The sequence below is a fragment of the Acidovorax sp. 69 genome (genome assembly GCF_002797445.1).
In the GTDB taxonomy this organism is placed as follows: Bacteria; Pseudomonadota; Gammaproteobacteria; order Burkholderiales; family Burkholderiaceae_C; genus Acidovorax.
Window position 1 is genome coordinate 4,736,409 of the sequence record NZ_PGEP01000001.1, and the last position, 14,971, is coordinate 4,751,379.

At 65.3% G+C, this 14,971-nt stretch carries 14 protein-coding genes; 8 read left to right on the top strand and 6 right to left on the bottom strand.

Annotation, left to right across the window (positions count from 1 at the left end; translation table 11 throughout):
- Positions 1 to 11: 11 nt before the first annotated feature.
- Positions 12 to 1,466: a DUF1501 domain-containing protein gene (locus tag CLU85_RS21815; protein ID WP_100412105.1), complete on the top strand. Its 1,455-nt coding sequence runs from the start codon at positions 12 to 14 to the stop codon at positions 1,464 to 1,466.
- An 88-nt stretch (positions 1,467 to 1,554) separates the two neighbouring features.
- On the opposite strand, the gene CLU85_RS21820 is transcribed toward CLU85_RS21815, so the two are convergent.
- From CLU85_RS21820 to CLU85_RS21835, 4 genes are all read right to left on the bottom strand, one after another.
- Entirely contained in the window at positions 1,555 to 2,253 is a 699-nt protein-coding gene (locus tag CLU85_RS21820) for an ABC-type transport auxiliary lipoprotein family protein (protein ID WP_232727898.1), read from the bottom strand.
- Positions 2,254 to 2,262: 9 nt separating this feature from the next.
- The gene (locus CLU85_RS21825) at positions 2,263 to 3,228 is read right to left on the bottom strand and encodes an MlaD family protein (protein ID WP_100412107.1); all 966 of its coding nucleotides are present in this window, start codon (positions 3,226 to 3,228) and stop codon (positions 2,263 to 2,265) included.
- Positions 3,228 to 4,100 carry an ABC transporter ATP-binding protein gene (locus CLU85_RS21830; protein WP_100412108.1) on the bottom strand — a complete coding sequence of 291 codons (873 nt, stop codon included), beginning with the start codon at positions 4,098 to 4,100 and terminating at the stop codon, positions 3,228 to 3,230. The genes CLU85_RS21825 and CLU85_RS21830 overlap by 1 nt, the downstream gene beginning before the upstream one ends.
- A 151-nt stretch (positions 4,101 to 4,251) precedes the next feature.
- A complete protein-coding gene (locus CLU85_RS21835) occupies positions 4,252 to 5,376 on the bottom strand; it encodes an ABC transporter permease (RefSeq protein ID WP_100412695.1) in 1,125 nt (374 codons plus the stop codon).
- Positions 5,377 to 5,673: 297 nt separating this feature from the next.
- On the opposite strand from CLU85_RS21835, the gene CLU85_RS21840 reads away from it, so the two are divergent.
- Together CLU85_RS21840 and CLU85_RS21845 are read left to right on the top strand one after the other, a co-directional pair.
- A complete protein-coding gene (locus CLU85_RS21840) occupies positions 5,674 to 7,344 on the top strand; it encodes a GMC family oxidoreductase (RefSeq protein WP_100412109.1) in 1,671 nt (556 codons plus the stop codon).
- 348 nt (positions 7,345 to 7,692) lie between these two features.
- Positions 7,693 to 8,043, top strand: coding sequence for an antibiotic biosynthesis monooxygenase (locus CLU85_RS21845; RefSeq protein WP_100412110.1), 351 nt, complete (start codon positions 7,693 to 7,695; stop codon positions 8,041 to 8,043).
- A gap of 34 nt (positions 8,044 to 8,077) precedes the next feature.
- Here CLU85_RS21845 and CLU85_RS21850 read toward each other — a convergent pair whose 3' ends face one another.
- Positions 8,078 to 8,398 (bottom strand): hypothetical protein, encoded by a 321-nt coding sequence (locus tag CLU85_RS21850; protein WP_100412111.1) that lies wholly within the window; start codon positions 8,396 to 8,398, stop codon positions 8,078 to 8,080.
- Between the two features lie 20 nt (positions 8,399 to 8,418).
- Positions 8,419 to 9,783, bottom strand: a complete 1,365-nt coding sequence (locus CLU85_RS21855; protein ID WP_100412112.1) for an ammonium transporter — start codon at positions 9,781 to 9,783, stop codon at positions 8,419 to 8,421.
- A 363-nt stretch (positions 9,784 to 10,146) separates the two neighbouring features.
- Here CLU85_RS21855 and CLU85_RS21860 point away from each other — a divergent pair, with 363 nt between their 5' ends.
- The 5 genes from CLU85_RS21860 (at position 10,147) to CLU85_RS21880 (ending at position 14,929) form a co-directional block, all read left to right on the top strand.
- Positions 10,147 to 10,905: a TSUP family transporter gene (locus CLU85_RS21860; RefSeq protein WP_100412113.1), complete on the top strand. Its 759-nt coding sequence runs from the start codon at positions 10,147 to 10,149 to the stop codon at positions 10,903 to 10,905.
- Positions 10,906 to 11,262: 357 nt separating this feature from the next.
- Entirely contained in the window at positions 11,263 to 12,024 is a 762-nt protein-coding gene (locus CLU85_RS21865; RefSeq protein WP_100412114.1) for an ABC transporter substrate-binding protein, read from the top strand.
- 38 nt (positions 12,025 to 12,062) lie between these two features.
- Complete coding sequence (locus CLU85_RS21870) at positions 12,063 to 12,845, top strand: amino acid ABC transporter permease (RefSeq protein ID WP_100412115.1); 783 nt, start codon at positions 12,063 to 12,065, stop codon at positions 12,843 to 12,845.
- Positions 12,842 to 13,588, top strand: a complete 747-nt coding sequence (locus tag CLU85_RS21875) for an amino acid ABC transporter ATP-binding protein (RefSeq protein ID WP_100412116.1) — start codon at positions 12,842 to 12,844, stop codon at positions 13,586 to 13,588. The genes CLU85_RS21870 and CLU85_RS21875 overlap by 4 nt, the downstream gene beginning before the upstream one ends.
- 48 nt (positions 13,589 to 13,636) lie before the next feature.
- Entirely contained in the window at positions 13,637 to 14,929 is a 1,293-nt protein-coding gene (locus CLU85_RS21880; protein ID WP_100412117.1) for a DcaP family trimeric outer membrane transporter, read from the top strand.
- Positions 14,930 to 14,971: the final 42 nt, after the last annotated feature.

Sequence of the window (14,971 nt, forward strand, 5' to 3'; positions counted from 1 at the left end):
GAAGCCACGCCATGCATCTGCTTCAACCAGAACTCCACACCCGCCGCGCGTTTCTGCGCCGCTCCACCCAGCTGGGCCTTGCGGGCACGGCCCTGCCCTTTGCGCTGAACCTGGCCGCCATGGGCGAGGCAGCCGCCTTCACCGCCACCGACTACAAAGCCCTGGTCTGCGTCTTCCTCTACGGCGGCAACGACTACGCCAATACCGTCATCACCTACGACGACGACAGCTACAACCGCTACAACACCATCCGGGGCGGCGGCGGCGGGCAAACGGCGGGCGGCATTGCGCTGGCCAAGGCAGCCCTCGCCCCCACGCTGCTGACCCCCACCACAGCCCTGCCCGGGGGCCGCCAATACGCGCTGCACCCGGCCATGACGGGGCTGGCGGGCCTCTTCAACAGCGGCAAGGCCGCCGTGCAGCTCAACGTCGGCCCGCTGGTCGTGCCCCTGACCCGCACGCAGTACAACAGCGCCGACCGCGCCACCTACCCCGTGCCGCCCAAGCTGTTCTCGCACAACGACCAGCAGTCGGTATGGCAGTCGTCATCACCCGAAGGCTCCACCGTCGGCTGGGGTGGCAACGTCGGCGACCTGGCGCTGTCGTCCAACGGCAACTCGCTGTTCACCTGTATCTCGGTCACGGGCAATGCGGTGTTCCTGTCGGGCGACTCGGCCTTGCAGTACCAGGTGAGCACCAATGGCGCGGTCGCCATCAGCGGGGTGAAGAACAAGGTGTATGGTTCGTCGGCGGTACAGAGCGCGCTCTCTTCGCTGATCCAGCAAACCAGCACACAGACCCTGGAGAACGAGTACAACCGCATCACCACCCGCGCCGTCACGGCCGAAAGCCAGATCACGAGCGCGCTGTCGGCCGTGACGCTAACCACCCCCTTCCCCAGCAACAACTCGCTGGCCAACCAGATGAAGATGGTGGCGCGCCTGATCGGCGCCCGCACAGCGCTGGGCAGCAAACGCCAAGTGTTCATGGTGTCGCTGGGCGGCTTTGACCTGCACGACAACCTCATCGCGCAACAGCCGGTGCTGATGCAGCGTGTGAGCGAGGCCATGACCGCCTTCTACAACGCCACCGTGGAGCTGGGCGTGGCCGACAAGGTCACCGCTTTCACTGCCTCCGATTTTGGTCGCACGCTCAGCTCCAACGGCGACGGCTCAGACCACGGCTGGGGCAGCCACCATCTGGTGGTCGGCGGGGCGGTCAAAGGCAAGGCGTTTTATGGCAGCGCGCCGCCCGTCAGCACCACCAACACCGCAGCCCCCGAGGACCAGTGGCATGTGGGCCAGGGCCGCCTGCTGCCCACCACCTCGGTGGACCAATACGCGGCCACCTTGGCCAAGTGGTTTGGCGTGGCCGATGCCGAGATGGCCAGCGTGCTGCCCAACATCACACACTTCGGCACAGCGGCCGGGCGGCCAGACTACCCGGTGGACCTGGGGTTTTTGTAGTTCCTACAGGCCGCCTTGCACGCGGACAGCTGCAGGGCGAGCCCCTTTCCCGCCATCCCGGTACCATCCCGGATGGCGGCTATGAAAGCTACTGGCCCAGTTGCTCCACCCACACGGCCAGCTCACCCGCCAGCTGGCTGGACGCCGCCGCCAGCGCGGCCACGCCGCCCGCCGCGTCGGCTGAGCGTGCGGGCTGTTGCACGATAAACACCCGCTGCCCACGCAGCGATTCGCCCGCTGGGGTCAGCTCGACCACCGTGGCGCGCAGGCGCACCACACCAGCACTGTCGGTGGCGCTGGTGAACAGGTGGCTGAACTCCTCCAGTTCGGTGCGCAGCACCAGGGGCAGCTTGCCGCCCTGGGCCGGGTCTCGTGCCTGGGCGGCGCCGTCGTCGGCTTTCAGGACGGCGCGGCGCTGGCCAAGCTGTTCGCGCAGGCGTTGTTGCAACAGTTGCGCGGGCGGCTGGCTCCAGCGGGCCTGGCTGTACGGGCGCAGTTGCTGGGCGTCGGCATAGGCCAGGCGGTAGAGCACGGCGTTGCTGCCCTCGGGCAGGCCCGGGGCTTCCACGTCAGCCAGCGCCAGCGGGGGAAGGGGTGCACGGCGGTCCGCAGGTGCTGTGGCCACGGTGCCTGCGCCAAAGTCATACAGCGCAGGACGCGCTGGCGGTGCTGGCAAGGCCGAGCAGCCAGCCAGCACCAGCAACGCAGCCGATAAGTTCAGGCGAAAAATGGCACCAGCGCTTGATTCATAAGCGCTGGCAGCTATGTTTTTGATAGTTTCATGCATAACCATTCCTCAAGGTGCCGCAAAACCCTGCTCACCAGGCCCGGGCGGGATGCGGCCCGAACCATAGATGAACAACTGTGGGTTGTCAGAAATGCCCCCGGCCGCCCGCCCCAACTGGCGCGCAGCCCGTGAGGTGTCGTCGGCGGCACGGTTCACGCGCGGCAGGGTGGCTGCGCTGAACTGATCGGCCGCCCGGGCCAGGGACTGGGTGCCGATGGTGATCTGGTCGATGGCGCCGCCCTCGGCGTTCAGGCGCTGGGTGGTTTTGCCCAGGTCCGCCGCCAAGGCAGACACGCTGGAGCCTGCCTGCTGTAGCGACTGCAAGGTCTGGCGCGCGTCGCTGGCCAGGGGTGGCAAAGCGGCCAATGCGGGGTCCAGGCGCTGGGTCACGGTGGCATCCAGCCGCTGGGTCAAGGTGTTGACGCTGCCTGCGGCCTGGCCGATGTGGGAGAGCGCTTCCGTCAGCTTTTGCTGGTTGTTGTCGCCGAGCAGCTGGTTGATGCGGCGGGTGGCCTCTTCCACCTGGTTCAGGATCGCCGGGGCCTGCTCGGCCAGCTTGCCAAACGGTGACGGCTTCAGTGGCAGACGCGGCAGGCCGCTGGGGCCGGGGGGCAGTTCGGGATAGGGATTGTCGGCATCGTCCAGCTGCACATGGGCCAGGCCCGTAACGCCCTGATAGCCCAGCACGGCAAACGTGGTGGGACTGATGGGGGCCTGTTCGTTGACAGCGATGCGGATCAGCACATTGCCGGTGACCTGGGGGTCAAACCCGATGCGCGTGACCTTTCCCACGGCCACGCCCTTGTAGCGCACAGTGGCCTGCGGCTGCAGGCCGCTCACGCCGTCGCGGGTAGAGAGTTCGTATTGCTCGTAGCTGGCGTTGTCACGTGTGAGCCAGACGGCCAGGCCCGCCAGCAGGGCTGCGACCACCAGCACAAAGACGCCGGCAGCCAGCGCGTGGGATTTGTTTTCCATCAGGGGTGTTCCTTGTCAGGCAGAGGCGCGGCCTCCTGCAGGGCGGGCGTTGCGGATGTCTGTACCGGGGCCATGGCGCGCTGGCCACGTTCGCCCATGAAGAAGTGTTCGATAAAGGGGTGCTTCACATGCGCGACCTCATAGGGAGGCCCGGTGACGATGACTTTTTTCTCGGCCAGCACCGCCACCCGGGTGCTGAGCGCGAACAGCGTGTCGAGGTCGTGTGTGACCATGACCACGGTCAGACCGAGCGCGGCGCGCAGCTCGCGCAGCAGCGCACAGAAGTCATCGGAACTGCTCGGGTCCAGGCCGGCCGTGGGCTCGTCGAGCAGCAGCAGGGGCGGGTCCATGATGAGCGCACGCGCCAGCGCTACCCGTTTGACCATGCCTCCCGACAGATCGGCCGGCATGCGCGTGGCGTGCTCGGGCTTGAGCCCCACCATCTGCAGCTTGACCAAGGCGGCATCGCGCACCAGCTCTGCGGGCAAGGTGCCCTGCTCGCGCAGTGCAAAGGCCACGTTGTCGAGCACATTGAAGGCCGAAAACAGCGCGCCATGCTGGAACAACATGCCCACCCGGCTGGCGGCGCCTTCACGCCCCATCTCCGATGCGGGACGGCCCAGCACCGTGACCTGGCCGCGCGTGGGCCGGGCCAGGCCCAGAATTTGCCGCAGCAACACGGTCTTGCCCGTGCCCGACCCCCCCACCAGCGACAGCATCTCGCCGGGCTGCACAGTGAACTCCAGGTCCTGGTGCACGGTGAAGGTTTCATCGCCCTTGCCAAACTGCGTCCACAGGCCTTGCACATCCACAATGGGCGGCTCGCCCGGCGCCACGGCAATGTGCTCGGGCTTGGCGATGCGCTCAGTCATGGCCGCCCTCCCCGTCCACCACCCATAGGCCCGCGGCGCACGATACCGTCGCGCCCCCATGCCAGTGCCACCGTGGAGCTGGCTTTGCCAGGCCACAGGTGGCGCCCCCCGTCGAGGGAATGACGCGAAGCGGCTCAGGGGGGCTTCCTGGTCATATTCCGATGTTCTTGAAAGCGATGGCAAACAATGCGTCCACGATGATGACCATGGTGATCGACGTGACCACTGAGGCCGTGGTGCCCTCGCCCAGGCTCTGGGTGTTGGGCTTCACCCGCAGCCCCCAGTGGCAACCGATGAGCGCGATGAACGCGCCAAACACCACTGACTTGGCCATGGCCAGGCCGAGGTTGCCCACCTTCACGGCGGCAGGCAACGCCTGCACAAAGTACGCAGGGGAGATGTCCATTACCAGATCGGCAGCCAGCATGCCGCCCGCCAGCGCGGCCAGTGTGGTCCACACGCTGATAAGTGGCATGGCCAGCGCCAGCGCGATGGTGCGTGGCATGACCAGCCGGAAGCCATGGGGAATGCCCATCACGCGCATGGCATCCAGTTCCTCGGTCACGCGCATCACGCCAATCTGCGCCGTGATCGACGACCCCGAGCGCCCTGCCACCAAAATGGCCGCGAGCATGGGCCCGAGTTCACGAATCAGCGAGATGCCCAGAATGTTGACGATGAACGACTCGGCACCGAACTGGCGCAGTTGCAAACTCATCAGATAGGCCAGCACCACACCGATCAAAAACCCCACCAGCGCCGTGATAGGCAGCGCCGTGGCGCCCATCCGGTACAGGTGACCCGACACATCACGCCACGGCCCCCGGCGCGGCGCACGCACCAGGCGGCCCATGTCCAGCACCAGCTGGCCCACCATCTCCAGCAGGTGGCGCCCGTGGTCTACGCCATGCAGCACCAGCACGCCCAGGTGATCAACCTGCTCGCCCAGGCGCCAGGGCTCGGGTGGCGGGGCAGTGGTGGTGAATTGAGCCACCCGCGCGAGCATGGTGCGCTGGCCGTCGGTGCAGGCCAGCTGTGCGGGCCAGGCGTGCTGCCAGTGGTTCCAGAGCAGTTGAGCGCCCACATGGTCCAGCCACTGCAGCTCCCGCAGGTCCCAGCCCAGAGCGGGAGCGACCATGTGGCTGCGCAACTGGTCAGACACCGCCTCCCACTGCGCCTCGGTGCCCAACTCGGCCGCCCCCCAGCGCCCACGCAACTGCGCACACGGCCCCTGGGGCGTATCGGCGCGAACAATGCGGGGGGCGTGGTCGGTCATGGGTCGGGCCACCAAAGCAGCCAGAAGGAAGAGGACGTCAAGAACCAGAAAGGAAGAGCGTGCATGGTAGCGGAGCAAATCGCGCACGCCCTGTCGGACACCGGCCTGTCAAACACAGACAGGCGCCGATGGTATGTAATTATTATCAAATCGGCACCTAGCGCAATAACAACAAGCGTCAGTAGCTACTAAAAATGTAGCAATAGGCACACACCCTATCGACAGCGCGCGCACCGTCCGCACAATGGCGCACCGTTACACCCCTCGAACCTTTTCCACCATTGCCCGCCCCAGCCCATGAGCGACACCACGTTTGACACCATCATCATCGGCGGGGGCACCGCAGGTGCCCTGCTGAGCAACCGCCTGAGCGCCGACGGCCGCCACCGTGTGCTGCTCATCGAAGCGGGCCGCAAAGACGACTACCACTGGATCCACATCCCCGTGGGCTACCTGTACTGCATCGGCAACCCGCGCACCGACTGGCTCTACAACACCGAACCCGACGCGGGCCTGAATGGCCGCACGCTGCGCTACCCGCGCGGCAAAACGCTGGGCGGCTGCAGCAGCATCAACGGCATGATCTACATGCGCGGCCAGGCGCGTGACTACGACCAGTGGGCTGAACTGACCGGCGACGCCAGCTGGCGCTGGGACAACGCCCTGCCCTACTTCCGCCGCCACGAAGACCACTGGCGCCTGGACCAGCCCGGCGGCGTGAATGAAAACTTCAAACGCCTGCACGGCAATAAGGCCACCGGCAGCACCGGCGAGTGGCGCGTAGAGAAGCAGCGCCTGCGCTGGGACGTACTGGATGCGTTTTCCCAGGCCGCGCAACAGGCAGGCATCCCGGCCACCGACGATTTCAACGGCGGCAGCAACGAGGGTGTGGGCTACTTCGAGGTCAACCAAAAGAGCGGCTGGCGCTGGAACACAGCCAAAGCCTTTTTGCGCCCCACCTGCTATGGCCGACCCAACTTCGAGATGTGGACCAGCGCACAAGCGGCCAAGCTCATCATCGAGACGCAACCCGACGGCAGCAAACGCTGCACCGGCGTACAGGTATGGGACGGCCGCGAGATGGTCACGGCCCGTGCTACGGACGAGGTGATCCTCTGCGCGGGCGCCGTCAACTCGCCGCAGCTGCTGCAGCTCTCGGGCATCGGCCCCGCCGCGCTGCTGCGCCAGCATGGCGTGGAAGTCGTGCACGACTTGCCCGGTGTGGGCGCCAACCTGCAGGACCACCTGCAGATCCGCGCGGTGTTCAAGGTGCAAGGGGTACAGACACTCAACACCATGGCCAACTCGCTCTGGGGCAAGGCCAAGATCGGGCTCGAATACGCGACCAAACGCAGCGGCCCCATGAGCATGGCGCCCTCGCAATTGGGCGCTTTTACCCGCAGCGACCCCAGCCAGCCTTATCCCAACATCGAGTACCACGTGCAGCCGCTCTCGCTCGACGCTTTTGGCGAGCCGCTGCACAGCTTCCCGGCCTTTACCGCCAGCGTGTGCAACCTCAACCCCACCAGCCGGGGCACGGTGAACATCAAAAGTGCGGACTTCAAGGCCGCCCCGGCCATCGCCCCCAACTACCTCAGCACACCCGAAGACCGCCAGGTGGCGGCCGACAGTCTGCGCGTCACGCGCCGCATCGTGGCCCAGCCCGCGCTGGCCCAATACCAGCCCGAGGAATGGAAACCTGGCGTGCAGTTTGAAAGCGACGAAGACCTGGCCCGCCTGGCCGGTGACATTGCCACCACCATCTTCCACCCCGTGGGCACCACCAAGATGGGGCGCGACGACGACCCGATGGCCGTGCTGGATTCACAACTGCGTGTACGCGGCATTGCCGGGCTGCGCGTGGTGGATGCGGGGGCCATGCCCACCATCACGAGCGGCAACACCAACTCGCCCACGCTGATGCTGGCCGAGAAAGCGGCCGAGTGGATCATCCAGGCACGGCGCTAGGAGAGGCTTCATGCATCGAGCGAACGGCGGGCGCTGCGGTTCGGGATGGGCGGCTAGGGATCCTCTGCACGAATCAAGTGGTAAGGGTGCGCTGCGGATCGGGATGGGCTGCAAGGCGCAAAACGCAGCAATAGCGGTAGCTATTGCGAGTATTTGCAACACGGCAGACCGCCCGGGGCCGCAGATGCACACGGCACGCTGATTCGTGCAGAGGGTCCCTAGGCGCAAAGCACACCGATAGTCGCGGCTATTGCGAGCATTTGCAACGCCGCAGACCACCCGAGTCCGCAGATGCACACGTCGCGGGGATTCGTGAAACGCGTCCTTAGCGTGAGTACCATCGCACCGATGTACTCATCCACGTTCATCTTCGCCACCAAGCAGTTCGACGACACCTTTCACCGCCTGGACGAAGCCATTGCCACAGCGGCCCGCTCTATCGACGGCTACCTGGGCGAGGAATCGTGGGAAGACTCCGCCAGAGGCCTGGTGTCCAACGTCTACTACTGGAAGTCACTCGAAGCCTTGCAGGCGCTGATGCAGCACCCCACTCACCTGGAGGCGAAGGCCGCGCAAGCCCAGTGGCTCAACGGCTACCAGGTCGTCATCGCTCAGGTGCTGCGTACCTATGGTGACGACAAGCTGGCCGGGCTGCTGCCCACAGCGGGGCTGTTCGCCCAGGGCGCAACACAGCACTGATCAAGCGGTGACCCCGGTCAGCGGGGCCAGCACTTTATCGGATACCTCCCACATAGCGGGGCACCTCGGGTGGCGGCGGCACAATTCGCTCACGCACCGCCTGCGCAGCCACGTCGAGCAGGGGCCTGCGCGCTGCTGGCGAGGGCACCCGGTGCAGGACATGGTCCAGCCGGTCAGCCCACTCCGCCAGTTCGGGGACGTTGTCTTCCTGGGCGCGCTGGCGCGCAAAACGCACGATCTCCATCGCATAGTCGGCATTGACGGCCATCCATTCGGTGTCGGTCACACGCCCCGTCTTGCGGCGCAGCAGCACATGCAGATGGGCGGCAATGGCGAGCTTGTCGGAATCGGGCATGGAGTCTCCTTTTAAGCCGTTCAACCGTTCAGGCGCTCGCGGTGCTGGGCGATGTCGAGTCCGGTCTGCTCGCTCTGCTCGTCCACGCGCAGCCCCATCGCGAAGTTGATGATCCACAGCAGCGCGGCCGTCATCACCAGGCTGTAGGTCATCACCGCACCCACCCCAATGGCCTGGGTCAGCAAGCTGCCCTGCACGCCCCCCACCGTCTTGCTGGCCAGCACGCCCGTCAGCAGCGAACCCACGATGCCGCCAATGCCGTGCACGCCAAACACATCCAGCGAATCATCGGCACGCAGCAATCGCTTGAGCCCCGTGGCCCCCCAGTAGCACGCCAGCCCGGCCACCAGGCCAATCACCACTGCAGATCGCAGCGTGACAAAACCCGCTGCGGGTGTGATGGCCACCAACCCGGCCACCAACCCAGAACACAGCCCCAGCAAAGAGGGCCGCCCGCGCACCACCCATTCACCCAGCATCCACGACAGCGCACCAGCGGCAGCGGCCAAGTGCGTGACCGCCATGGCCAGGCCCGCGCGTCCATCGGCTGCCACCGCAGACCCCGCGTTGAAGCCAAACCAGCCCACCCACAACATGCCAGCGCCCGCCATGGTGAGCCCCAGGTTGTAGGGTTCGAAGGGCTCGCGCCCGTAACCCGCGCGGCGGCCCAGAAACCAAGCGCACACCAATCCGGCCACACCGGCATTCACGTGCACCACCGAGCCACCGGCAAAATCCAGCGCCCCCATCTGGGCCAGCCAGCCGCCCGGCTCCCACACCCAGTGCGCCACAGGGGCATAGACCACCAGAGTCCACAGGCTGATGAACACCAGCATGGCCGAAAACCGCATGCGCTCGACAAACGCTCCCACCAGCAACGCGGCGGTAATGATGGCGAACGTGAGCTGGAACATCGCATACACAGACTCGGGAATCTGCGGCGCAATGTGGCTCACAGCCAGCTTCCCGGCCTCCAACTGAAAGTCGAGCCCTGTGAACCAGGCACGGTCCCAGCCCCCCAGCCAGGCGCTACCTGGCGTGAAAGCCAGCGAGTACCCCACCGCAAACCAAAGCAGACTGACCAGCGCCGCGATGGCCACCACGCTGGCCATGGTGTTGAGAACGTTCTTCTTGCGCACCATGCCGGCATAAAACAGGGCAATGCCCGGCAGCGTCATGAGCAGCACCAGCGCGGTGGAGGTCATCATCCAGCCGGTGTGAGCGGCACTCACGGAGTCCTGGGCCACCAGTGAGGGCCGCGTCAGAGGCGCCGCAGCGGCAACCCCCGCCGCTGGAGACTCCGGCGCTGTCTGCGCCATCGCGTGCGTGAACAGCCCCAGACACAACGACGCAATCACAACGAACCGGCGTATGACACCCTGCATGAAGGCTCCCTTCGCAAATTGTTACAAGCGCGTTGCACGAGCCATGCCAGCCGATAGCCCCCGAATCGGGGCTCCAATCAGGCCGCGCGCCCAACAAAGGGGGGCGGGAAACCCCCAATGCACCACGGGGGTGCAACCGTTACAGTTGCAGCACTCGAAAGCGCGCTTCGGTGTGCCAAGCGAGGGGCCCGAGGAGACATCCTTTCTACCAAGAACCAAATTTCAAGCACCCAACGAGGTGCATACCTTTCCAGGCGCTGGCGATCCCAGCGCCTTTTTCTTGCCCGCTCGCAAAGCGATCTGCACGGCTTGCGCGCCACATCGGTCCAAAATTGATAGCAGGCCAGGTGCGAAAATAGAGCCATGGAATGGATTTTTATTACCCTGGCTTCGCTGCTCGCAGGCTTTGTGGATGCCATCGTGGGTGGCGGGGGCCTGGTGATGGTGCCGGCACTGTTTGCGGCTTTTCCGGGCGCCCCCCCGGCCACGCTACTGGGCACCAACAAGGCCGCTTCGGTATGGGGCACCGCCATGGCCACCTGGCAGTACAGCCGCAAGGTGCAGGTTCGCTGGTCGGCCATGCTGCCTGCCGCTGCCGCTGGATTTGCCGGGTCGTTTGCGGGCGCTTGGGCGGTCACGGTGATGTCGGCCGACTTCCTGCGCAAGCTATTGCCCCTGGTGTTACTGGGCGTGCTGGCGTACACGCTGGCCAAGCAGGAGCTGGGGCGGCACCACACGCCGCGTTTTGCGGGGCGCACCGAGGTGCTGGTGGCCTGCTTGATCGGCGTACTCATCGGTTTTTATGACGGTTTCTTCGGCCCCGGCACCGGCAGCTTTTTTGTCTTCCTGTTCGTGCGGCTGCTGGGCTACGACTTCCTCAACGCCTCGGCATCGGCCAAGCTGCTCAATTGCGCCACCAACATTGCCGCCATCGCCCTGTTTGCCGCCAAGGGCCACGTGTGGTGGCACTTTGCAGTGACGCTGGCCGTGGCCAATGTGGTGGGCAGCCTGCTGGGCACCCACCTGGCACTCAAACACGGCACGGGGTTTGTGCGCGGCATCTTCATCGTGGTGGTGAGCACGCTGATCCTCAAGACGGGTTACGACGCGTTTCTCCGGTAACCCCCCGCTGAGTCACCTTCCCCCTGAAGGGGGGCGCCCCCCGACCGGCGATGCCGGGTCCACGGGTGCACTCGCTCCCTGCGCCAGTGCCATAGACCCTATTCCCGTGGCCTGCCGGCCCAGATGCGCCTCCAATTCGGAGGCACCCCTCTAAACCTGTTGTGAATTGGCACACAACAGGGCCTCAAGGGTTGTCCGCAGGGTCAAGGAAAAAAATCACATATTTATAATCATTACCACTTGATGACGGCAGGCCTCGCGTTTTGCGATGTCTGTGCATCCGATCCACCAGCCTCCGGCCTGCTTACCCGCATGCCGGATTTTTTGTACCTGAAACACCCCCACAGGACCTATTCCATGAAACTGTTCAAGACTGTAGCCACCGCCCTCGCGCTCTGCGCCGCATTCGCCGCCCAGGCCCGGACACTGGACGAGGTCAAGAAAGACGGCAAGATCCTCATCGCCACCGAAGGGCAGTTCGCACCGTTCAACTACTTCAACGGCACCACCCTGACCGGTTTCGAAGTGGAAGTGGCCGAACTCGTGGCCAAAAAAATGGGGCTGCCCATCCAGTGGAAGACCCTGGGCTTTGATGCTCTGCTGACCGGCCTGCGCCAAGACCGCTGGGACCTCGTGATTGCTTCGCACGGCATCACCGACGAGCGCGCCAAGGCCGTCACCTTCACAGAGCCCCACTACTGCTCGGGCGGCATGATCATCGCCATGGACCCCGCCATCAAGGGCGCCAAGGACCTGGCCGGCAAGATCGTTGCCGTGCAGACCGGCACCAGCTACCTCGAAAACGTGCAGAAGGTCTCTTCCATCAAGGAAATGAAGAACTTCCCCACCGATGTGGATGCCCGCAGCGCACTGAACTCGCGGCGCGTCGACGCCTGGGTGACCGACCGCTTCGTGGCCAAGGCCGTGGCCGAGAAGAACCCCGGAGCCGGCTTCAAGCTCGGCGACATGCTGTTCATCGAACGCATCGCAGCCGCCGTGGCCAAAGGCAACAGCTCGCTGGCTGGCGGCTGGAACAAGGCCCTGGCCGAAGTCATGGCCGATGGCAGCTACGCCGCGCTGTCCAAAAAATACTTCAACGAAGACGTCCGCTGCCATTGAGCACGCCCCACTCGCTCTTGTCCTGACCGGGGTTTCCCATGCTCACTGCCCTTTGGCCACAGCGCTGGTCTCGCCAGCAGCGCAGCAACGCCACGCTTGTCTCGGCCGTCATCCTGATGGTCCTGGCGCTGGCGCTGCTGGGCCAGTTGCTCTCCTTCCTGCCCGAACCCATCGGCCCCAATGCCCAGGCGTTCTCTGACGGCGCCCGCACCACGCTCTGGCTCACCCTGATCAGCGGCAGCGTCGGGCTGGTGCTGGGCACCACAGCCGCCCTGGCGCGCACCGCGCGCTGGACGGCCGTGCGCTGGGTGGCCAGCTTCTATATCTGGGTGATCCGCGGGACACCGCTGCTGGTGCAGATCCTGTTTGTGTACTTCGCGCTGCCGGTACTGGTGCCGGGACTGAACCTGCCCGACTTCGCAGCGGCCGTGCTGGCCCTGGGCCTGAACGTGGGCGCCTACAACGCCGAGGCCATTCGCGCCGGGCTGCTGGCCGTGCCACGTGGCCAGACCGAGGCCGCCAAGGCCCTGGGCCTGGGCCGGGTGCATGTTTTCCTGGACGTAGTGTTCCCACAGGCGTTCAAGATTTCGTTGCCGCCACTGGTCAGCAACTTCGTGGCGCTGCTCAAAGACTCGTCGCTGGCCTACGCCATCGGCGTGGTGGAGCTGACCAACGTGGGCAACCGCATCCAGTCGGCCACGTTCCAGCCTATCGCCACACTGTCCACGGTGGCCATCACCTACCTGCTGCTGACCACGCTGGTCACGCAGATCTCGAACGCCGTGGAATACCGCTTCGACGTGGAAGGGCGCAACCAATGACACGCCAGCCCACGCCATTTATCGTGGTGGACCAGGTCTGCAAGTCCTTCGGCGCGCACCAGGTGCTCAAGGATGTGTCGACCACCTTCAACACCGGCGAAGTCACCGTCATCATCGGGGCCTCTGGCTCGGGCAAAAGCACGCTGCTGCGCGCCATCAACCGCCTGGAGCCGCACGATTCAGGGCGCATCACCATCGACGGCGAAGAAGTCACCGATGACCTGTCCACGCTGCAAAAGCAGCGCAGCGAGGTCGGCATGGTGTTCCAGCAGTTCAACCTGTTCGGCCACATGAGCGTGCTGGACAACGTGACGCTGGCCCCGCGCCGTATCCGCCACACACCGCGCGCCCAGGCCAACGAGCAGGCCATGGCCCTGCTGCGCCGCGTGGGCATGCAGGACCACGCGCACAAGTACCCCTGGCAGCTGTCGGGAGGCCAGCAGCAGCGCGTGGCGATTGCACGTGCGCTGGCCATGCAGCCCAAGGTCATGCTGTTCGACGAACCCACATCGGCCCTGGACCCGGAAATGGTGCAGGAGGTACTGGACGTGATGCGCGAACTGGCCCGTGGCGGCATGACCATGATCGTGGTGACCCACGAGATGGGCTTTGCGCGTGAGGTGTCCGACCGCGTGATGTTCTTCGACCAGGGACGCATCGCGCACGACGCGCCGCCCGCCGAATTCTTCAGCAACCCCGCCAACGATCGCATTCGTGCCTTCATCGGCCGCATGAGTGCCTGAGATCCAGGCCCCTGCGAACAACAACCACAAGCACCTACCGGAGTGACCATGAAACTGAACCACACGTTCCTCGCCCTGATGGCCGCCGGCCTGTGCAGCCTGCCCCCCGCAGCCTTTGCGCAGTCCGCCAAGGACTTTGAAGACATGCGCAACGAGCTGAAGGCCTTGCGCGCCGAGCTGAACCAGCTCAAGACCCAGCAGGCACAGACGCCCGCCCCCGCCGCTGCGGCCTCGGGCTGGAACGACCGCATCGAAGCCGTCGAACTCAAGCAAAAAGACGCTGTGGTGCTGGGCGACATCCCCGGCAGCTTCCGCCTGCCCGGCAGCGAGACATCGATCCGCGTGTATGGCTTTGCCGAAGCCAACATGGTCAAGGACTTCAAGGGCACAGCCCCTGGCGACACCTTCACCAACCTGATAGAGCAGCCCCTGGGCAGCGCACGCAACGGCAAGACCAGCCTGACCGCACAGACCTCGCGTTTTGGTTTCGAGACCTCCACGCCCACCTCGGTCGGCACCTTCAACACCAAGATCGAGGCCGACTTCTACGCCTACTGCGGCGCCGAGTGCAACCGCAATCGCCTGCGCCTGCGCCATGCCTATGGTGAATACGCGGGCTGGCTGATCGGCCAGACCTGGTCCACCTTCATGGACACGGACAACCTGCCAGAGACCGTGGACTTCAACGGCCCGCCCGGTGCCACCTTCCGCCGCCCCACGCAGATCCGCTACACCTACAACAACCCCGACCTGGCCAAGTTCCAGTTCGCGGTGGAAGAGCCCACCGATGGCGCCAAGAGCCCCAATCTGGTGGCCCGCGTGGACAAGGCCTATGACTGGGGCAACGTGAACGCCCGCCTGATGTCGCACGAACAGCGCGTGAGCGGTGTGTCCAAGCGCGGCATGGGCTTTGGCCTGGGAGCGGGCTACAAGATCACCGGCACCACCACGCTGATGGCGCAGTACACACGCCTGGACGGCGACGGCGATGGTGCCTACCTGGTGGGAACCAACTACCCCGTGCTCGACGGCGGCACGGTACGCCTCGACAAGTCGCACGGCGTGGTACTGGGCCTTGCCAACGTGTTCAGCGAGAAGCTGCGTGGCACCGTCTCGCTGGGCATGGTGCGCTCGCGCAACAAGCTGGGCGACGCCTATGTGAACGCCTACGGCGCCGAAGGCAACCACAAGCTCTACCAATGGCACGCTGGCATGTATTACCTGCCGATCAAGAACGTGGAGCTGGGCGGCGAGCTGGTTGGTGGCCGCCGCACAACCTTTGACGGCCAGCAGGGCGAGATGCTGCGACTGAACCTGCAGGCACGCTACCTGTTCAACTGACCGCGTTGGTGGATGCAGGCGGGCTGACTGGGCAACCAGTCA